Origin of the sequence: Amycolatopsis ultiminotia (assembly GCF_039536925.1) — a bacterium.
Classification (GTDB): Bacteria; Actinomycetota; Actinomycetes; order Mycobacteriales; family Pseudonocardiaceae; genus Amycolatopsis; species Amycolatopsis ultiminotia.
In genome coordinates this window covers 163,456-182,770 of sequence record NZ_BAAAZN010000009.1, presented here as the reverse complement: position 1 = coordinate 182,770, position 19,315 = coordinate 163,456, and the positions used below count along the sequence as shown (strand labels likewise).

Genomic DNA, 19,315 nt, shown 5'->3' with positions numbered 1-19,315 from the left:
CCGTCAGGACTTGGCGGCGAGGAGGTTCGCGCACCGGATCAGACCGAGATGCGAGTACGCCTGCGGGTGGTTGCCGAGCGACCGCTCCGCGATCGGGTCGTACTGCTCGGACAGCAGTCCGGTCGGCCCGGCGGCGTCGACGATCTGCGTGAACAGCTCCTCGGCCTCGTCGCGGCGGCCGGTGAGCAGGTACGCCTCGATCAGCCATGCCGCGCAGATGTGGAAGCCGCCCTCACCGCCGGGGAGACCGTCGTCGCGGCGGTAGCGGTACACCGTGGAGCCGCTGCGCAGCTCGGCCTCGATTGCGGTCACGGTCTGCTGGAACCGGTCGTCGGCCGGGTCGATGAGGCCGGTCAGGCCCACGAACAGCGACGCGGCGTCGAGGTCGGTGCCGTCGTAGGCGGTGGTGAACGCCTGCACCTCCTCGTTCCAGCCGTGCTCCAGGACGTCGGTCTTGATCCGGTCCCGCAGCTGCGGCCATGCGCCGGGGACGTCGCGGCCGTACTCGTGACCGAGCTTCACCGCGCGGTCGATGGTGACCCAGCACATCACCCGCGAGTACACCCGGTGGCGCGGCACGTGCCGCTCCTCCCAGATCCCGTGGTCCGGCTCGTTCCAGCGCCGGGTGACCGCTTCTGCCATCGCGCGCACCAGTTGCCAGTCCTCGTCACGCAGTTCGTCGCGCACTGCGGCCAGCGTGCCGACCAGCTCGACCACCGGACCGAACACGTCCAGCTGGACCTGGTGGTTGGCCAGGTTGCCGACGCGGACCGGCCGGGAACCGGCGTACCCGGGCAGCGACTCGATCACCGCCTCGGCGCCGATCACACTGCCCGCCAGCGTGTAGAGCGGGTGCAGCCGCTCCGGACCGGCCAAAGTGGACAGTACGCCGTGCAGCCAGCGCAGGTAGCCCTCGGCCTCGTCGTGTGAGCCGAGGTTCACCAGCTCCCGCACGGTCATCGCCGCGTCGCGGACCCAGCAGTAGCGGTAGTCCCAGTTGCGGACGCCGCCGATCTCCTCCGGCAGCGACGAAGTAGCAGCCGCCAGCACCCCACCGGTGTCGGAGTTGACCAGCCCGCGCAGGGTCAGTGCGGAACGGCGCACCAGTTCGGGCTGTACGGCAGGCAGTTTGAGCTTGGCCGCCCAGTCGCTCCAGTACCGGCCCGACCGGTCCCGTCGATCTATTTCGGACAGTTCGTGCGGGCTGAGATCCGTGGTGCCGCACCGGAGTTCGAGCACCACCGGCTCGTCCTTGGCCGGCTGCACGAGCGCGGATGCGGTGTCGTGCAGCCCGTCGGAGGTGATCGTCCACGCGACGCCCTCGGCTCGCAGCACGAACGGTTCGGACGTGCCGAGCACCCGCAGGCCGTCCTGCTCGGCGACCAGCCGCACCGGCACCCCGCCGAACTCCGGCCGCGGCGCGAACACGACCTGTGCCGCCGCCTCACCGGAGATCACCCGCACGATGTCCGTGCGGTGCGCCGGGCTTTCCGGTTCCAGGTAGTCCGTGACGAGCAATCGCGACCAGCGGGTCTCCACCGTCATGGTGTTCGGCAGGTACCGCTGGCCGAGCGGCAGTCCGTTGCGGTGCGGTTTGATCGAGAAGTGCCCGGCGCCGGGGCCGCCGAGCAGATCGGCGAACACCGCGGGCGCGTCCGGTCCCGGGTGGCACAGCCAGCTGAGCCGGGCGTCCGGGGTCACCAGCGCCACCGACCGCTCGTTCGCCAGCATGGACAGCCGCTCGATCGGCGACGCGGACTCGCCGTAGAGCCAGTTGCGCCGCTCTTCCAGGATGAACGCGAGCACCAGCGCGACGTCCACGGTGTCCGGCACCCGGTAGTCCGCCAGTGATTCGCCCTCGCCGACCTTGATCCCGAGATCCGGTCCGGACAGCCGGGCGAATGCCTTCTCGTCGGTCACGTCGTCGCCCAGGAACACCGCGGCGGTGGCGCCGACCTGGTGGCGCAGGGTGTCCAGCGCGCGGCCCTTGTCCGTCTGCACGACCGCGAGCTCCACCACCTCCTTGCCGTCGGTGGTCGACACACCCGGCCAGGTCGACGGGCCCTCGTGCACGGCAGCGAGCACCCGGCGGCCTGCCTCGTGTTCGGCGCGGCGCACGTGCACCGCAATGCTGGCCGGCTTGACCTCGAGCGACACCCCGGGCACCTCGAGCACCAGCTGCTCCAGCTCCGACTCGAGCCGGCGGTGCAGTGCCCGCGCGTGCTCGTCGAGTGCGTGGATGAAGCCGATGTCGAATTCGGACCCGTGGCTGCCGACCAGGTTGACCTCGGCGGGCAGCCGGGACAGCGTCGCCAGGTCGCGCAGGGCCCGGCCGGAGATCACGGCCGTGGTGGTCTCGTGCAGCCCGGCAAGCGATCTGAGCGCACCGACGGACTCGGGCAGCGGCCGCGCCTCGTCCGGATTGGCGGTGATCGGGGCCAACGTGCCGTCGTAGTCGCAGGCGACCAGCAGGCGCGGGGTACGGGCGATCTGCACGATCGCGCGCCGTAGCTCCGCGGGCAACGCCTCGGCGGTCAACACTCCTCCTCAGGAGGTCCAGCGCGGTACGGGGGAGGTCAGTCGACCGGCTCCGCACCCAGCGCCTGCAGGAACGAGCGCGCCCACCGGTCGACGTCGTGGGTGAGGACCTGGCGACGCATGGCGCGCATCCTGCGTCGGCCCTCGGCGGGGTCGAGCGTAATGGCAGCCGCCAACGCGTTCTTCACCCCGTCCAGATCGTGCGGGTTGACGAGGAATGCGCTGGTCAGCTCGGACGCCGCACCGGCGAACTCGCTCAGCACGAGTGCGCCGCCGAGGTCCGGCCTGCACGCGACGTACTCCTTGCACACCAGGTTCATCCCGTCGCGCAGTGGCGTCACCACCATCACGTCGGCCGCGGAGAAGAACGCGGCCAGCTCGGTGCGGTCCACCGATTGGTGCAGGTAGTGCACCACCGGATGGCCGACCCTGGCGAACTCGCCGTTGATCCGGCCCACCATCTGCTCGATCTCGCCGCGCATCCGCTGGTAGTGCTCCACCCGCTCGCGGCTGGGGGTGGCCAGCTGCACGAAGGTGACGTCGCCCGGCTCGAGCCTGCCTTCGTGGAACAGCTCGTGCAGCGCTTGCAGGCGCAGGTCGATGCCCTTGGTGTAGTCGAGCCGGTCGACGCCGAGCAGTACTGCTTTCGGGTTGCCGAGGTCCTGGCGGATTTGCTTGGCGCGTTCCACCACACCCTTCGACCGCGACAGCGTGTCGAGTCCGGCCGCGTCGATGGAGATCGGGAACGCGCCGACGCGCACCGTGCGGTCGCCGACCTGCACCATGCCCGGCCGGGAGCGCACGCCGACTGCGCCGCGGCTGGGTTCGAGGCCGACCAGCTGGCGAGCCAGCCACAGGAAGTTCTGCGCGCCGCCGGGCCGGTGGAAGCCGATCAGATCGGCGCCGATCAGCCCGCGCACGATCTCCGCGCGCCACGGCAGTTGCATGAACAGCTCGACCGGCGGGAACGGAATGTGCAGGAAGAAGCCGATCCGCAGGTCCGGCCGCAGTTCGCGGAGCATCGTGGGGACGAGCTGGAGCTGGTAGTCCTGGATCCACACGGTGGCGCCGTGCGCGGCGACCGCCGCACTCGCCTCGGCGAAGCGGCGGTTCACCCGCAGGTAGCTGTCCCACCACGACCGGTCGAACACCGGCCTGGCAACCACATCGTGGTACAGCGGCCAGAGCGTGGCGTTGGAGAACCCCTCGTAGTAGTCGCGGACCTCGGCCGAGGTGAGCGAGACCGGGTGCAGTACGAGGCCGTCGTCGTCGAACTCGTCCACGTCGACGTCCGGCACCCCCGGCCAGCCGACCCAGGCGCCCTTGCGGGACCGCAGGAACGGCTCCAGTGCGGACACGAGCCCGCCGGGGCTGGCCGTCCAGCGTCGCCCGCCGTCCGTGGTGTGCTCCAGGTCGACCGGAAGCCGGTTGGCCACCACGACGAAATCGGCGGACGGTGCGCTCGTGGTTTCGGCAATCGCGTCAGTCACTCAGCTGCTCCCTCGTCATCGGCAGGTCGCGGCCCCGGTGAAACCCTAGCGCGTGCGGTGTGAGCGGACAGTGACCAAGCGGCTACTCCAGCCGCCGTTCGCTCGGCTCCATCGGCCCGGCCATCCGCGGTCCGGCCAGCTTGCGCTCGAGCCTGCCGAGGCCGGTGCGGACCGGTTGCGCGAGGTATTCACCCAGTACAACACCCGCGGCGAGGGCGAGTCCGACGGCGACGGCGGTCATCAGCGTCGAGATGTTGCCGCCCGGCTCGACCCCCAATTGGTATAGACCACGATAGGTGGAGAGGCCGGGCAGCAGGGGAGTGATCCCGGACACGGCCACCACGAGCGGGGTCACCCGCAGCCTGCGGGAGAGCACGCCGCCGCAGAACCCGACGAGCGTTGCCGCGATCGCCGACGAGCTCACCTGGTCGAACTTGGCCAGCATCAGCCCGCCGTACACGAGCGCCCCGATCGCGCCCGCCGCGGCGGCGACGAGCATCGCCCGCATCGTGGAGTACGACGCGAGCGCGAAGCAGGCGGCCGCACCTGCTCCGGCGATGACCACGATCGGCAGGTGCTGCACGGTGGCCCCGGCGGCTTCGGGCAACGGCGTGAGCGGGAGTTGTGCCAGGCGCTCGATGCGCAGCGCGATCACCACCCCGGCGATCAGCCCGGCACTCATCAGCGCCACTTCTGTGGTGCGCCCGGCGGCGGTCACGTTGTAACCGGTGATCGCGTCCTGCACCGCGGACACCGTGGAAAGCCCGGACAGCAGCACGGTCACCGCGGCGGCGACCACCAGCGTGGGCTGGTTGGTGGTCAGGATGTCGCTGCTGACCACGGCCATCGCGGTCAGCGTGGCGAACAGGCCGCCGACCACCTGCTGGAAGAAGAACGGCAGGTGGTAGCGGTTGAGCAGCCGCCCGATCCGGTCGATCAGCGAGGAGATGACGAAAGCGACCAGCGCGATGTCGAGGTCGCCGCCGAGCAGCAGGGTGATGAACGCGGCCAGTCCGCCCCAGGCGACCGTGGCGATCCACCGCGGGTACGGGTGCGCGGCGGAGGTGATCCGGTCCAGCTCGGTGTGCGCTTCCTCGGCGCCGACGTGCCCGCGCACGATCTTGCGCACCAGAAGCTCCGCCTGCGTGAGCCGCGTGTAGTCGAGACTGCGCGAACGGACCACTCGCAGCGCGGTGACCGGAGCGAGGTCGGTGCCACGGTGACAGGTCACCGTGATCGACGTGAAGATCACGTCGACCTCACAGTGCGGCAACCCGAGCGCCGCGGTGAGCGCGAGGATCGTGGCGGTGACGTCCGAGGCCCCGGCGCCACTGGCCATCTGCACCTCGCCGATGCGCAGCGCGAGGTCCAGCACGAAGTTGACCGTCGCGTCGTCCGGCGGCTTCGGACCGAGCGTTTCGCCGGTCTCCACGGCAGGCTGCTCGGCCGTCGGTGCCTCGAGGATGTGCCATGCGCGGCGGCGCAGCAGATTCGGCCGATCCCGCTGGCTGGAGCGGGGATGCGGGGACTCGAGAATCGGCCACCGTCTCCGCGCGCTGCCCTGGCCGGCACGCTCGTTGATCTTCACGATCGATCCCCACCTCCTCGTCGTTCCCGGGGACCATCGGCCGATCCGGCCCGGCCGTTGCAGTGGCGTGTGCCACACCCGCCGACGATCGTGCCGTACCGTGGTCGATCGTGCCTCTCATGGCATCTGACCAGGGGATTTGTCCACCGGGGACGAGGACGCGGCGGAGCGGTTTTCACGGGAGCCGGCAAGGGGACTCGAACCCCTGACCTACTGCTTACAAGGCAGCCGCTCTACCAACTGAGCTATGCCGGCAGCGCCCGAACCAGGCAGCACGGAGTATATCGGCGAGCGCGCGGGGGCGGCGGTTCGGGCGGGTGGCAGGCGCGGCGGGTGGCGACTGGAGGCCCCAACCCGCCTTGGCGGTGAACGGGCACCCGGCGTGGTGCACGGCCGGCGAACGCCGCGGTCCGAGGTTGCGCCGGATTTCACCGAACGGCAAGAAAGGGCCGACTTCGTTGCCTTTCCGTCCCGAGTCGGCTCCGGATGATGGCCGTTGCATATCCCGTTCGGATTAGCTGCTTCGCGAGGGGACTCCTACGGTTCGCGGCAAAGCGGGCGGAGGAAATCATTTCGATGAAGGGGAATTTGTGTCTGTGACGAAGAACGTCAAGCGAGTCGGTATTTCCGCCGGTGCGATCGGAATCGCGATGGGGGCTGCCGCATTGCTTGCGCCGGCTGCTTCGGCCGCTCCGGTCGCTGCCGGTCAGCTCCAGGTGTGCTCGCAAGGGGACTACACCACCTATGTGGAATTCCTCGGCCGCGGCGGTCTGCGGAGCACAGACGTGCCTGCGTCCGCCTGCCAGACCGTCGGTAATCTGGGCACCAGTGGCAACCTCGAGAAGATCCGGGTCGTCGGCACTACCGACGGCGGGCGGCACTTCCAGGTGGCGGAGGCGAATTTCCGCCCGAGCAAGGGTGGAAACGTGACCACCTACGGCAACCTGGACAAGCACTGGGCGGCCACCCCGCAGGTCTAGCCGACACCGGTCGAAGCGCGGGATCCCGACCGGTCACAGTGGACTGATCAGATCGGCACCCGAGCTTCGACCACCCAGCCGCCGACCTCGTCGGGACCGGTCTGCACACTGCCATCCAGCACCGCGACGCGCTCGCGCATTGCGGTCAGGCCGAGGCCGGTCCCGCCGCCGACGCCGTGCGGTCCGGCGGGTGCCGCGGTGTTCGTGACGATCAGGTGCACTGCGTCGTCGGTGTAGTCGAGGTCGATGCGGCGACTCGCTCCTGGAGCGTGTTTGGCCGCGTTGGTCAATGCTTCCTGCGCGGCACGCAGCAGTGCGTGGGTGACGTCCGGCGTGGCGGGACGGGGTTCGCCGGTGCAGGTGAATGGCACGGATTCGTTGTCCGCCAATGCTTGCAGCGCCTCGGACAGGGTTTGACTGTCATCGCGCAAGGCGTGCACCGCTTCACGCATTTGCGTCACGCTGTCCACTGCGATCGACCGTGCCCGCAGCACGGCGGAGTTCGCTTCGGTGCTTCGGCCGTTGGTGGCCAGCGCATCCGCGAGGTCGAGCTGCATGGCGATACCGGTGAGTGAATGGCCGAGAACGTCGTGGAGTTCGCGCGCGATCCGGTTGCGTTCGAGCAGCGTGGCTTCGCGCGCTTCGGACGCGGCGGCGCGCTGTGCCTCGGCTGCTGCGCGTTCCGCGTTTTCCAGCGCGGCCGCCCGGTCTTTCCGGGACATGCCGAGATAGGCGGGCAGCGCCGCGGTGAGTCCCAGCCACCACGGCCATTGGTTGCCGGTCGGGGCGAGCTGGCCGACGATCCACAAGGCGAGTGCGGCGAAGCAGGCGTCGAGTGCCGAGACGGCCACTGCGGCCCGGTGCGTGGCGAGTTTCCCGCCGGCAGCCGCGGAGGCGGCGAACGCGAAGGCCGGCGCGAGGGTCGTCGGCGCGAGCGGCAGCAGTGCCGCAGCGCACGCGCCGTAGCCCACGGTGAGCGCGATCCGGCCGCGTGCCGGTACTCGCGTCCACGGCAGGAACGTGGTCACCGCGAACAGCGCGGTCAGGACGAACAGGGTGATTGCGAGCGGGCGGAAGATGACCCGGTCGGTGCCCAGTTCGAAGGACGTGACCACGATCGCGACCGCGGCGAGCAGCGGCGGGACCATCGTGTCGGAAAGCATTTCGAAGCGCAGCGCGGGCGGCCTCGCGGCCGGTTCGGCCATCGCTTCCTCCCTTGCGCTCGTTCGCGGGTACCCGGCCGAGACTAGCCGAGCCCGCCTGCTCCTTTGTGGACTCGTGCGCGCCGTCGCGGCAGACTGCGGGTGGGCAGTCGAGGCGGGAAGGTGCCGGGATGAGTGTGTCGGTCGTGGTCGTTGACGATCAGGCGGCGGTGCGGGAGGCACTGGCGGTGATGCTCGACCTGGCCGAGGGCATCACCGTGGTGGCCACTGCGACCAACGGCAGGGAAGCGGTGGCCGCGGTCACCGAGCACGTGCCCGACGTGGTGCTGATGGACCTGCACATGCCCGTGCTCGACGGGGTGGAGGCGACCGCCCGGATCACTGAGACGGTGCGGGAAACCCAGGTCGTGGTGCTGACCACGTTCGACGACGACGAATCGATCCTGGCCGCGCTCCAGGCGGGCGCCGTCGGGTATCTGACCAAGGAAGCGGATCGGGCGCGGATCGAACAGGCCGTGCGCAGCGCCGGTTCCGGGCAGACCGTGCTCGCGCCGGAGGTACAGCGACGGCTGGTCGCGCTGGCGAGCAGGCAGGCGCGGCCGGCGAGCGCGACACCGCTCAGCCTGACGGCGCGGGAGACGGAAATCCTTGGCCTGATCGGTGAAGGGCTGCGGAATCCGGAGATCGCGGAACGGCTGGTGATCAGCGAGGCGACCGTGAAGACGCACATCAACAACCTGTTCGCCAAGGCCGGGTTCCACTCGCGCGCCGATGCCGTGCGGTATGCGCTCAGCACCGCGCCGCCGGAGCCGGGTACCAGCTACCGCCAGGGCTGACCCCGTTTGGGTGGAGAAGATCTCCACCCGGGAATGGGGCCGGCGCCGTACGACGAAACCACAGTTCAGCCGTACTTTTTCCGGTATTGGCCGGGAACGAGACGGAGAGTGAACCATGAGCGGACCATTGGAAGCCGTACTGATCGTCGCCGCGATCGGGTACCTGCTGCTGCGGCGGCTTGCCGGGCAACCGGCTCAGGCCAAGCAGATGCTGGTGGTGCCTGCCGTCCTCACGGTGATCGGGCTGAGCGACGTCAAGGACGTGGTGCATTCCCCGCTGGCACTGGGATTCCTGGTGGTGACCGCGCTGTTGAGCGCCGGTATCGGCGCACTGCGCGGCGCGAGCATCCGCCTGTTCGAACGTGAAGGCGTCGTGTACATGCGCTACACGGCGGTCACTGTGGTGCTGCTGGTGGTCAACGTCGCGGTGAAGTTCGGGGCGAACCTCCTACTGGGCGCAATCGACCAGAGCCAGGTGGCAGTGCTCGGCAACACGCTGATGCTGACCCTCGGCGTGAGCATGCTGCTGGAGGGCGTGGTCACGATGGGCAGGGCGTTGCGCGGCGAACACAAGATCCTGTGGGAAAAGCGCCGTGACGGAGTCGCCCGCACCTCGCCATGGCTGGACGACCTGCAACGCCGAATGTCCGCAGACCGCCACTGACCCAACGCCAGCGGCCCCGACGGTGGCCACTCAACTGCGGTCCCCCGGCGGTGCTGGCCCGATGGTTGGTGGCCCGGTTGTGGTGGCCCAACGGCGGTGGCCGGCGATGGCTCGGTTGTGGATAGCTCGACGGGCCCGACGGGGTCCAACAGCGCTTGCCCGGTGGCGGCGGCCAGCGGAGGCTCGATTGTGGTGGCCCCGACGGGGGGCAACTGCGGTGGCCCGATGGCGGTGGTGGCCCGACGATGGTGGCCCGGCGGGCGTGGCTGGTGGCCTGACGATGGTGGTCCGGCGGCCGTGGCCGGTGGCCCGGCGGTGGTGGCTCGAGGACGGCGGCCGGTGGCCTGGCGGTGGTGGTCCGAGGACGGTGGCCGGGGCGGGTGCGGATGTCTGCCGGTCCTGTGGTGTTCGCGGGTGGTTCAGCCGCGGTAGTTGCTCAGCTCGATCAGGTTTCCGTCCGGATCGCGGACGTCGACGCTGATGATCGGCGCGGTCGCGCCGGTGTGCTCGACCGGGCCCTCTTCGATCGCGATTCCCGCGTCGGTGAGTTCGGCGACAAGATCCTCGACACGATCGTCGACGATCAGGCACACATCGGCGCTACCCGGCATCGGACGGTGCGCCTTCGGGTCGAACTCGTGGCCCGCCTGGTGCAGGTTGATCTTGCCGGTCCCGAACGCAAGCGCCCGGCGCCCGCCCCGAACGTCACCGCGGCCATGCCAAGGTGCCGGGTGCAGAACTCCACAGTGGCGTCGATATCCGCCACCGTCAGCACGAAGTGGTCCAGCCGATCAACCTTCATCGGTCCCTTCGTGTCACCGCCGATTCCGGCATCACAACCGCCCCGAGCACGCCACGCCCCGGAATCAATCGCGCAGCCCTGCTATTCCACCGGGTACCTTGCCTCCGCCGGAGGTTGCACAGCACGGAGTGCCTTGCCCCGCCCGTGAAGTTTCGCTGCACCGGGCGCCTTGCCTCCACCGGGGGTTGTACAGCGCGGGTGGAGGTTGCGCAGCGCGGGTGTCTTGCCTCTACCGGAGGTTCTGTCTGTGCCGGATTCCTTGCCTCCGACGGTTCGCGCCTCCGGACGATGCCCCTGCCTCGGATGGCTTTCTGCTTCCGGCGGTTCGGTTGCCGCGAATGGACCGGCTGGCTGCGGTGGTTCGGCTGCGTGCGATTGCCCGTTCGGCTCCGGCTGCCCCTGGCCCGGATGGTCGTTCTCGCCCCAGTTGGTTGCGCTTGGCGGGTGGGAGGCATTCGCCCGGCGCTGATGTCGTCGTTCCCCAGTCGGCCGTCCTTCCCCCGGCCGGCCTCGTCCCCCGGTGAAGCCGGCTCAGGAGGCCAGCCGGACCCTGCGGTCGCGGGCGTAGGAGACCAGTTCACGTACTTCGTCGGTGGTGATGATGCGGACGGCGTCGTCCAGCACCTCGGCGGTGGCCACCTGCAGGGGCCACGAGCGCAGGCCGGGGGCAGGTTCGTGCCAGAACCACTGGCCCTGCGTGAGGTCCTCGGCGGCGACGGTGAGTTCGTCGGTGTTCATGCCGGCAGCCTAACTGGGACCACCGACAGAAATCCGCGCTCCCGGCAGATCCGTGGTACCGGCTTGCCGCAACCGTGCAGGCCGGTACCGCGGCGGGCCGGATGCCGTTGCGTGACAATCGAAAAAGCCCTGCGCACGAGCTTGCCGGCAGCGCCGGCCACCCGGTCGTGCGGATGCGGATTTTGCGTGGCCGCACGGGCTGGCCTAGGCTTCGCCGGTCACCGCCGCACACCCGGGTCGTCCCGGGAGAAGAGGAACGGCGCGATGCCCCTGCGTGACCCCGAGTCGTACCGCGACGTCGACCTGCCGACGATTCTCCGGATGGAGCGGCGGCTGCCCTGGTACGGCTGGCCGCACCTGCCGCTCGGCCTGCTGGTGTGCGTGGCCGCGATCCTGGCCGCCTACCGCGTGCCGGGGTCCTACCACCTGACCACGGCGCTGGTCGCCGGTGGCGGCGTCGTCGGCGGGTTCTCCGGCTACGGCTGCGGTCTCGTCATGGTGAGCACGCCGGACCTGGTGAAGACCGGCTACCTGCACTGGCGGCGCACCCGCTTGCTGCGCCTCGTGCTGATCGTGCTCGGTGTCCTCTCCGCCGCGTCGATGATCGTGGTCGTGGCGTGCCACGTCGCGCTGCTGGCCGGGGCGTCGGGGCTGCACCCGTTCACGCTGTCCCCGCAGGCCGGGCTGTACCTGGTGCTCGTGGTGGCGAACACGGTGCTCGCCGGTCTGGAGGCGTGGCAGCTGTCGAAGGTGCTGCGCACGCCGGTCGTCGAAACCGATGCGGAACCGGCCGGTCCGGTGCGGGTCCGGCTCGGCTGATCCCTCCACTGCGGACTGAGCACAAAGGACGGCCACAGAGGACGGTCAACGCCTGCGCATCAGCACTTCCTGGGTGACCGAGGCGACCAGCCGTCCGTCGGTGGTGAAGAACTCGCCGTGGGTGAGCCCGCGGGTGCCCGCGTAGCTCGGGCTTTCCATGTCGAACAGCAGCCATTCGTCGGCGCGGAATGCCCGGTGGAACCACACCGCGTGGTCGAGTGAGGTCAGCTGCGGGATGCCCGGCTCGTCGCGGTGCGGCAGCCAGGCCGTGCCTGCCAGCCGGATGTCGGAGATGTAGGTGAGCGCGCACACGTGCGCCAGCGGGGTGTCCGGCAGCGTTTCCTTCGCCCGTACCCACATGCGCTGCCGCGGCCCGCGGCCGTTGTCCGGAAGGCCGGTCTGCGGATCGCTGACGAACCGCGCCTCGATCGCCGACAGCATGATCGGTGAGTCGTCCTGTTCCCCTGCGGTCACCTCGTCGGGCGACGGTGCCTCGGGTACCCGCGCCTGGTGTTCGCTGCTGTCTGCTGCCAGCTGGAACGAGGCGGACAGGCTGAAGATGCTTTCGCCGTTCTGGATCGCCACGACCCGGCGGGTGGTGAACGAACCGCCGTCACGGGTGCGTTCGACCTCGTAGATGATCGGCATGTCGGTGCGCCCGCCACGGATGAAGTAGCCGTGCAGAGAGTGCACGTGCCGCTCCGGCGGCACCGTCGAGCCGGCCGCGGTGAGTGCCTGCGCTGCCACCTGGCCACCGAACGCGCGCTGCGGTGAGCCCTGGTGACACCAGCCGCGGAACAGGTTGAGCTCGAGCGGTTCGAGTTTCAGCAGCTGGCTGAGTCCGAGGTGCGTGGGGTCGATGGTGGTCACCCGGCCAGTCTAAGCAACCGCTCACCGATCCCGCGGGGTGAGCAGGGCCACGACCGAGGCCGGATCCGTCGGTTACCGCCTGCCATCCGGGCGAACGCCGCCGGCTGTCCCCGCCGGATGAATCTTTTCGCAGGTATCGGCTTCGCGGTTAAGGTCAATGCGTGTCGAACGCCGCGATCGCCGACCCGGACACCTACCTGATGGGCGTACCGCACGAGCTGCTCGCCCGGCTCCGCGGTGAGACGCCGGTGACGCGGATCGGGGACTTCTGGGCGGTGTTCCGGCACGCCGACGTGCGGCAGGTGCTGCGGACCCCGGCAGTGTTCTCGTCGCAGGCGGGCGGCACGCAGATCCGCGATCCGGCGACCACGGCCGACCTGCGTTACGTGCGGCGGATGATGCTCAACCTGGACCCGCCGGAGCACGGCCGGCTGCGCGGGCTGCTCGCGAAAGCGTTCACCCCGCGGGCGATCGGGCTGCTCACCGAGCGGATCGAAGGCTGGGCGCGGGACCTGGTGGCCGCGGTGGCCGAACGCGGCGAATGCGACTTCGCCACGGACGTGGCCGCCGATCTGCCCCTGCTCACGCTTGCCGAGGTGTTCGGTGTGCCCGAACGCGACCGGCGGCTGATGTTCGACTGGAGCAACCGGGTGATCGGCTACCAGGACGCCGAGTATGCGGTGAGTGCCACCGTGCGCACCGAGGAGGTGACCGATCTCGCCCGCGCCGCGCTCGCCGTGCGCCCGAGCCCCGGCCCCGGCGGCGAGATGCCGGATCCGCGCACCCGGGCCGGGATGCCCGACCTGTACGCCTACGCCAACGCGCTCGGCGAGCACAAACGCGCGCATCCGGGCGACGACGTGATGAGCAACCTGATGCACCACGTCGACGACGAAGGCGGGCGCGTGTCGATCGAGGAGTTCGAGAACCTGTTCTGGCTGTTTTCCGTGGCAGGGAACGAAACTTTGCGCAACGGCCTGCCAGGCGGGATGGCTGCGCTGCTCGCGAACCCCGGGCAGTACCGCAGGCTGCTCGACGACCGGTCCCTGCTGCCGGGCGCGGTGGAGGAGATGTTGCGCTGGTGGACGCCGGTGATGCACTTCCGGCGAACGGCCGTGCAGGACACCCGTCTGTCCGGTGTGGACATCAAGGCCGGGGACAAGGTCGTGGTGTGGTTTTCCTCGGCCAACCGGGACGAGGAGGTGTTCCCGGATCCGGACACGTTCGACGTGACGCGGGCGCCGGGCGAGCACCTGGCTTTCGGTCACGGTCCGCATTTCTGCCTCGGTGCAAGCCTGGCGCGGGTGCAGATGCGCGCACTGTTCACCGCGGTGCTGGACCAGCTCGGCGAGGTCCGCCCCGCTGGCGAACCCCGACGGCTGCGATCGAACTTCCAGAACGGACTGAAGAGCCTGCCGATCCGCTGGGACTGACCGGTCGCCTCCGGTTGCGGGCGAGGACTGGCCGGGTGATCTCCAACGGCAGCGGGGCGGCTTCGCTCTGCCGTACGCACCTCCGCTGCGGTCCAGGGCGTCTCGCATCGCCGCTGGCCTGTGCAACCACTCCCGCGACGACACTGGACGGCTTCGGCACCAGGTGCTCGCCTCGGACGCCGATGCCACCGCCCTGCGTCAAGGCCACGTTTGCGCGCCGGTGGTTCGTGCGGTGAGGCGTGACCGGCAAAACGCGGCTCAATCCGACCGCAGCTCGCCAGGCACGATTCACGACGGCCGAGTACCGCTCCTCACCTGCAGGTCGACAACAGCGTCGGGCCGCCACCGGCAAAGGGCGCAAGACCGCGGCCGGTTGGCCGCGTGTCCGGGTGCCGGGGTGGTATGAGTAGGTACGTGTCGAAAGAGGTCCAGGTCAGCGCTCCGCGCACGCGTAACCGGTGGGGGGAAGGTGAGCGGCTGCGTGGGGAAATCCTCGACGCCGCCAGCCGGCTGCTGTCCGAACTCGACGGGGAGGACGGGCTGACCATCCGCGGCGTCGCCCGTGCCGCCGATATCGCGCCGGCCAGCATCTACCAGCACTTCACCGATCGGGCCGCGCTCGTTGCCGGCCTCGCCGACCACGAGTTCGCCCGGCTGCACGCCGGGATGAAGGCAGCCGAGGAACGCGTGGACTCTGGCGACCCAGTGGGCCGCGTGCGGGCGATGCTCCACGCTTCCTGCCGGTTCGCGATGGACAACCCAGGGCACTACCGGCTGATGACGGCCAACGGGCCTCCCCGGACCGCGCCCGGCGCTCGCCCGGCCGGGCCACTGGCCAGCGTGATCGACCTGCTCGTCGCCGGCTTCGCGCGCTGCACCGCGGCGGGGATCGCGCTCCGGGTGCCCACGGAGCGAGCTGCCGTGATCGCGTTCGTCGGTGCGCACGGTCGCGTGGCCCTCTTCCAGAACTCCGCCAGGTACACCGATGCGGACTCCGTGATGGCCTTCGTCGACGAGTTCGTTTCGCTCGTTTTCGCCTGAAACGCGGCGTTTTTCCTGTTGCCGCCCGGCGGGTTCTCCGCTGCGGCGGCGATCTTGACCAGGAGTGTGGACAAGCGCGCGCAGGATGCCTAACATCTGTTCGGTGAGTATCCGAACAATCGTTCGGTAACTTTCCGTAGGAGGACTGCTATGTCGGAGGCCACGTCCCATGTGTCCCGGTACCCGATGGCTCGGGGCCGCTGCCCGTTCGATCCGCCGCCCGAACTCGATCGCAGGCTGCGCGAGGAGCCGGTGTCCAAGGTACGGATCTGGGATGGCGGCGAGCCGTGGCTGTTCACGCGGTACGAGGACGTCCGCGCGCTGCTGGCCGATCCGCGCGTCAGCGCCGACTCGACCCTGGAGGGGTTTCCCGCGCAATCGCCGGCGGTCAAGGCCCGTCCCCGCCGGGCCAAGTCGTTCCTCTCCATGGACAACCCGGAGCACGCCGCACAGCGCAGGCTGCTCACTGCCGACTTCACGGTGAAGAAGGTGGAGCGGCTGCGGCCGCGGATCCAGCAGATCGTCGACGACCTCGTCGACGATCTGCTCTCCGGTCCGAATCCGACTGATCTGGTGCAGGCGTTCGCGCTTCCGGTGCCCTCGCTGGTGATCTGCGAGCTGCTCGGCGTGCCGTACGCCGACCGGGCCTTCTTCCACCGGATCAGCAGCGTGACGACCGCCAGCGCGGTGTCGCCAGAGGAATCACGCGCCGCACTGGAGGAACTGCTCGACTACCTCGCCGGGCTGGTGGAGAAGAAGCTTGCCGACCCGGGTGACGACGTGCTGAGCCGGCTCGCGGTGGAACAGGTCGCCACCGCAGGGATGACGGTGGCCGAAGTCGCGTCGATGGGACGGCTCCTGCTGGTGGCCGGACACGAGACGACGGCCAACATGATCGCCTTGGGCACCGCCGCGCTCCTGGAGCACCCGGACCAGCTCGCCGCAGTTCGCGACGGTGACGATGCACTCGTGGCGAATGCGGTCGAGGAGCTGCTGCGCTACCTCAGCATCGTCCACAGCGGACGGTCGCGCGTCGCACTGGAGGATCTGGAGGTCGGCGGGCAGCGGATCCGCAAGGGCGACGGGCTGATCGGCGCGGACAACGTGGCGAACCGCGACCCGTCGAAGTTCCCCGAACCGGACCGGCTCGACGTGACCCGCAAGGCGCGCCACCACGTCGCGTTCGGCTACGGCGTGCACCAGTGCCTCGGCCAGGCGCTCGCGCGGGTGGAACTGCAGGTGGTCTGCCGCACGCTCTACCGGCGGATCCCGACGCTGCGGCTCGCGGTTCCGCTGAACGAGGTCAAGTTCAAGCATGACATGGTCGTCTACGGGGTACACGAACTCCCCGTGACGTGGTGAATCCGAAAAGGACCAGCATGTTTCATCTTGATCACCTCTGCCTCGGTGTCCGCGACTTGGCCGACGGCGTCCGTCGCGTGCAGGACGAAACCGGACTCGCCCACTACTGCGGGGGCGCCTTCGCCGCCGGCATCGCCAACACGATCTTCCCGCTCGGCGAGGACGTCTACCTGGAGGTCGAGGCGGTGACCACCCCCGCAGCCGAGCGTGATGCGAGGCTCACCTGGTTCGACCAGGCCCTCGCGGACGGCGACCGGTGGATGTTCTGGAGCCTGCGCGCCGACACCCTGGAGGAACTGACCGCGGTCGCGCAGCGGCTCGGCGGCGAAGTATTGCGAGTGCCGGGCCGCGTCCAGCCCGACGGCACCCAGCGCATCATCACCACTGCTCCCGGCCCCCGCGCGCTCGAGATGTGCTGGCGCCGGGGACTGCCGAATTGGTACTACCGGGAGGACCCGGCCACCAATCCGGATCGCGGGGCGGCGGAGCACGGTGCGCGCGGGGTGGCCGTGACCCGGCTGGAGGTCGGTGCCGACGCCGGGGAACTGCGGGAGCACATCGGCGCCGAGACCTTCGACCGGCTGCCGCTGGCGGTCGTGCCCGGCCGGCCGGGCGTGCGCGCGGTCACGGTGCGCACCGTGTCCGGGCGCGAGGTGACGCTGCGCAGGGACCCGGCCGACCTCTAGCGTCGTCGGGGACTGCCTCATCGAGGACTCCGGCGCTCCAGCAACCCGGACGGCGCCCGGCGAGCATGCGCAGCAACTCCGAAACCACAGCAGCCGACGAGCCGGCACCTGACCGTGGTGTTGCTGCCGCCCAACCACAACGCGACTGCCACCGTGCATGCCCCTTCGAGGTGCATTGAGTAGCTGCCGTCCCGCCGTTCATCGTTCGAGTGGTCATCGAGACGGGGGTGGCGTTTTTCCGGAAGCACTGGTCGCCGATGCGGGGTGGTCTCGACCGGGCGGGGAACGGCCGCTGGTGGGAAGGTCACCGTTGGGAAGGCCACTGGTGGGAAGGCCATCGGTGGGAAGGCCGAATGGGTTACTCCGTGCTCCAGGCGTCGCCCCATTCCGCATCGCGGGCGGCGCGGTAGCGCACACCGTGGCGCTTCGAAACGACGGTGCCGGGCGCCATTCCGTCGGTGGTGCACAGGTCGAGCTGGACGAATCCCTTGTGCTTGCGTGGATGTCGGACGATCCGGGCGCTCGGCCGGTCGACCGGTGCGGAGGTGACCGCCACGTAGGAGAACTTCTCGTCCTCGAATCCGAGTGTGCCGGCCTTGATCCGGCGGTGCACACCACTGCGTGGCAGCCGGGCCGAGAAGTGGCACCAGTCCTCTCCTGGCGTGATCGGACAGGTTCCGTCGTGCGGGCACGGTGCGACGACGGTGCGGCCCATCTCGCCAAGTACCTCGCGGGCCGAGCGAATCCGGGCGAACCCGGCCGGGGTTCCGGGCTCCACGAGTACGACCGTGCCTGCCTTCGCCGCGAGCCATCGGACGACCTGGGTGCGGCTGCGCTCCGGCAGTTCGCCAAGGACGTAGGACAAGGTGACGAGGTCGGCCTCCGGTGCGGCTGTCGTGGCATCGGCCAGCCCACGCCGCCAGGCGGCGCCCCGCACGGCCGGCTCGTCGGCGTCCGCGGCCAGCTTGCGGCCGAGCGCCAGCGCCGCGGCCGTCTGCTCCACGACAGCGCACTTCTCCAGGGACGGCCACACCGCGGCGGCCGCCCACACCGCCGCTCCGGTCCCGCCACCGATGTCGACTTGGGTCTTCGGTGCGAACCCGGGCGAGGCGGCGGCCACCTCGCCCAGTACCGCGCGGAGCGCCGCGTAGGTCGCCGGCATCCGGTATCCGGCGTACGCGGCGACGTCCAGCTCGGAAGCCAGGATCGGTGAGGTCGCGGAGTCGCCTTGTCGGTAACGCTTGCTGAGCCGCTCCACGGCCTGCGCGAGCCGGGATTCGGGGAATCGGCCGAGCTCGTTGTCGAGGGCGGCGCGGAGATCGTCGGGGAGAGCTGCCACGACCACCGATTCTCCCACGTCCGATTTGTCCCCGGAGGACCACCTGACCTGCTAGTTTCGCCTCGGGGAAAAAAGTTTGGCGGCGATGTCGATCCGGACGGTGTTCGTTCGACGCAGGGGTGAGAACACGCTACGAGCGAGAGGAACGGCGAGATGCGATTCATGGTGATCATGAAGGCAAGCGAGGAAAGCGAATCGGGCCAGGTGCCCAGCACGGAACTGATTGCCGAGATGGGGAAGTTCAACGAGGAACTGGTGCGGGCAGGCGTGATGCTCGCAGGCGAGGGCCTGGCGTCGAGCGCCGAGGGCGCGCGGGTGCGGTTCGGTGGCACCGCGGAACCGTCGGTGATCGACGGCCCGTTCGCGGAGACGAAGGAACTGGTCGCCGGGTTCTGGATCCTGCAGGTCCGCTCGCTGGCGGAAGCGGTGGAGTGGGTCAAGCGCGTGCCGAACACCGATGGCGCGCACCACGAGATCGAGATCCGCCGTATCGCCGAGGCTGAGGACTTCGGCGACAACCTCACCCCCGAGCTGAAGGAAGCCGAGGAGAAACTGCGCGAAGAGGTGGCGAAGAACGGATGAAGTTCATGGTGCTGGTCAAAGCCAGCGTCGAATCGGAAGCAGGGGCGGCCCCGAAACCGGAGCTGGTCGAGCAGATGGACCGGTTCAACGAGCAGCTGGCGGCTTCGGGGCACCTGGTCGAGACTGCGGGCCTCACCCGCAGCGCCGAGGGTGCCCGGCTGCGCTGGTTCGACGGCCTCGCGGAGCCCGAGGTGGTCGACGGTCCGTTCGCGGAGACGAAGGAACTCGTCGCCGGGGTCTGGATCCTGCGCGGGGAGTCGGTCGCGGAGATCGTCGGGCTGATGAAGCAGGCGCCGAATCCGGACCGGCAGGCGGGCACGATCGAGATCCGCCCGATGGTCGAATCGCGGTGACCTCGCGCCCGTCCGAGGGTTGCCTCGGGCG

At 69.7% G+C, this 19,315-nt stretch carries 18 protein-coding genes and 1 tRNA gene; 10 read left to right on the top strand and 9 right to left on the bottom strand.

Translation table 11 applies throughout. The annotated features are described in order from the left end of the window. Positions 1-3: 3 nt before the first annotated feature. The 4 genes from otsB to ABD793_RS21905 form a co-directional block, all read right to left on the bottom strand. Positions 4-2,538 carry a trehalose-phosphatase gene (gene otsB, locus ABD793_RS21920; RefSeq protein WP_344862829.1) on the bottom strand — a complete coding sequence of 845 codons (2,535 nt, stop codon included), beginning with the start codon at positions 2,536-2,538 and terminating at the stop codon, positions 4-6. Between the two features lie 38 nt (positions 2,539-2,576). Next, the gene (locus ABD793_RS21915) at positions 2,577-4,028 is read right to left on the bottom strand and encodes an alpha,alpha-trehalose-phosphate synthase (UDP-forming) (protein WP_344862827.1); all 1,452 of its coding nucleotides are present in this window, start codon (positions 4,026-4,028) and stop codon (positions 2,577-2,579) included. 82 nt (positions 4,029-4,110) lie between these two features. Continuing rightward, positions 4,111-5,616: a threonine/serine exporter family protein gene (locus tag ABD793_RS21910; RefSeq protein WP_344862825.1), complete on the bottom strand. Its 1,506-nt coding sequence runs from the start codon at positions 5,614-5,616 to the stop codon at positions 4,111-4,113. Between the two features lie 182 nt (positions 5,617-5,798). Beyond that, positions 5,799-5,871 (bottom strand) — tRNA-Thr (locus tag ABD793_RS21905). A 335-nt stretch (positions 5,872-6,206) separates the two neighbouring features. Here ABD793_RS21905 and ABD793_RS21900 point away from each other — a divergent pair. After that, positions 6,207-6,596: a hypothetical protein gene (locus ABD793_RS21900; protein ID WP_344862823.1), complete on the top strand. Its 390-nt coding sequence runs from the start codon at positions 6,207-6,209 to the stop codon at positions 6,594-6,596. A 47-nt stretch (positions 6,597-6,643) separates the two neighbouring features. On the opposite strand, the gene ABD793_RS21895 is transcribed toward ABD793_RS21900, so the two are convergent. Next, positions 6,644-7,801, bottom strand: a complete 1,158-nt coding sequence (locus ABD793_RS21895) for a sensor histidine kinase (protein ID WP_344862821.1) — start codon at positions 7,799-7,801, stop codon at positions 6,644-6,646. 128 nt (positions 7,802-7,929) lie between these two features. Here ABD793_RS21895 and ABD793_RS21890 point away from each other — a divergent pair, with 128 nt between their 5' ends. Next, positions 7,930-8,595, top strand: a complete 666-nt coding sequence (locus tag ABD793_RS21890; protein ID WP_344862819.1) for a response regulator — start codon at positions 7,930-7,932, stop codon at positions 8,593-8,595. 115 nt (positions 8,596-8,710) lie between these two features. Beyond that, entirely contained in the window at positions 8,711-9,259 is a 549-nt protein-coding gene (locus ABD793_RS21885) for a DUF1453 domain-containing protein (protein WP_344862817.1), read from the top strand. Between the two features lie 419 nt (positions 9,260-9,678). Here ABD793_RS21885 and ABD793_RS21880 read toward each other — a convergent pair whose 3' ends face one another. Together ABD793_RS21880 and ABD793_RS21875 are read right to left on the bottom strand one after the other, a co-directional pair. After that, entirely contained in the window at positions 9,679-9,870 is a 192-nt protein-coding gene (locus ABD793_RS21880) for a VOC family protein (RefSeq protein ID WP_344862815.1), read from the bottom strand. 722 nt (positions 9,871-10,592) lie between these two features. Next, positions 10,593-10,799 carry a hypothetical protein gene (locus ABD793_RS21875; RefSeq protein ID WP_344862813.1) on the bottom strand — a complete coding sequence of 69 codons (207 nt, stop codon included), beginning with the start codon at positions 10,797-10,799 and terminating at the stop codon, positions 10,593-10,595. 264 nt (positions 10,800-11,063) lie between these two features. On the opposite strand from ABD793_RS21875, the gene ABD793_RS21870 reads away from it, so the two are divergent. Beyond that, positions 11,064-11,618: a hypothetical protein gene (locus tag ABD793_RS21870; RefSeq protein WP_344862811.1), complete on the top strand. Its 555-nt coding sequence runs from the start codon at positions 11,064-11,066 to the stop codon at positions 11,616-11,618. 45 nt (positions 11,619-11,663) lie between these two features. Here the strand turns inward: ABD793_RS21870 and ABD793_RS21865 are convergent, their stop codons facing one another. Further along, the gene (locus ABD793_RS21865; protein WP_344862808.1) at positions 11,664-12,488 is read right to left on the bottom strand and encodes an acyl-CoA thioesterase; all 825 of its coding nucleotides are present in this window, start codon (positions 12,486-12,488) and stop codon (positions 11,664-11,666) included. Between the two features lie 200 nt (positions 12,489-12,688). Between ABD793_RS21865 and ABD793_RS21860 the strand changes: the two genes are divergently transcribed. The 4 genes from ABD793_RS21860 to ABD793_RS21845 all read left to right on the top strand — a co-directional run bounded on the left by ABD793_RS21860 (position 12,689) and on the right by ABD793_RS21845 (position 17,010). Continuing rightward, the gene (locus ABD793_RS21860) at positions 12,689-13,921 is read left to right on the top strand and encodes a cytochrome P450 (protein WP_344863114.1); all 1,233 of its coding nucleotides are present in this window, start codon (positions 12,689-12,691) and stop codon (positions 13,919-13,921) included. A 414-nt stretch (positions 13,922-14,335) separates the two neighbouring features. Continuing rightward, positions 14,336-14,962 (top strand): TetR/AcrR family transcriptional regulator, encoded by a 627-nt coding sequence (locus ABD793_RS21855; protein ID WP_344862806.1) that lies wholly within the window; start codon positions 14,336-14,338, stop codon positions 14,960-14,962. 150 nt (positions 14,963-15,112) lie between these two features. Then, positions 15,113-16,324: a cytochrome P450 gene (locus ABD793_RS21850; protein WP_344862804.1), complete on the top strand. Its 1,212-nt coding sequence runs from the start codon at positions 15,113-15,115 to the stop codon at positions 16,322-16,324. Positions 16,325-16,341: 17 nt separating this feature from the next. After that, on the top strand, positions 16,342-17,010 hold the full coding sequence (locus tag ABD793_RS21845) for a VOC family protein (protein ID WP_344862802.1): 669 nt from the start codon (positions 16,342-16,344) through the stop codon (positions 17,008-17,010). Positions 17,011-17,368: 358 nt separating this feature from the next. On the opposite strand, the gene ABD793_RS21840 is transcribed toward ABD793_RS21845, so the two are convergent. Further along, positions 17,369-18,349 carry a small ribosomal subunit Rsm22 family protein gene (locus ABD793_RS21840; RefSeq protein ID WP_344862800.1) on the bottom strand — a complete coding sequence of 327 codons (981 nt, stop codon included), beginning with the start codon at positions 18,347-18,349 and terminating at the stop codon, positions 17,369-17,371. Positions 18,350-18,502: 153 nt separating this feature from the next. Here ABD793_RS21840 and ABD793_RS21835 point away from each other — a divergent pair, with 153 nt between their 5' ends. Next, the gene (locus ABD793_RS21835) at positions 18,503-18,931 is read left to right on the top strand and encodes a YciI family protein (protein WP_344862798.1); all 429 of its coding nucleotides are present in this window, start codon (positions 18,503-18,505) and stop codon (positions 18,929-18,931) included. Then, on the top strand, positions 18,928-19,284 hold the full coding sequence (locus ABD793_RS21830; RefSeq protein WP_344862796.1) for a YciI family protein: 357 nt from the start codon (positions 18,928-18,930) through the stop codon (positions 19,282-19,284). Before ABD793_RS21835 ends, ABD793_RS21830 begins: the two co-directional genes overlap by 4 nt. Positions 19,285-19,315 lie beyond the last annotated feature (31 nt).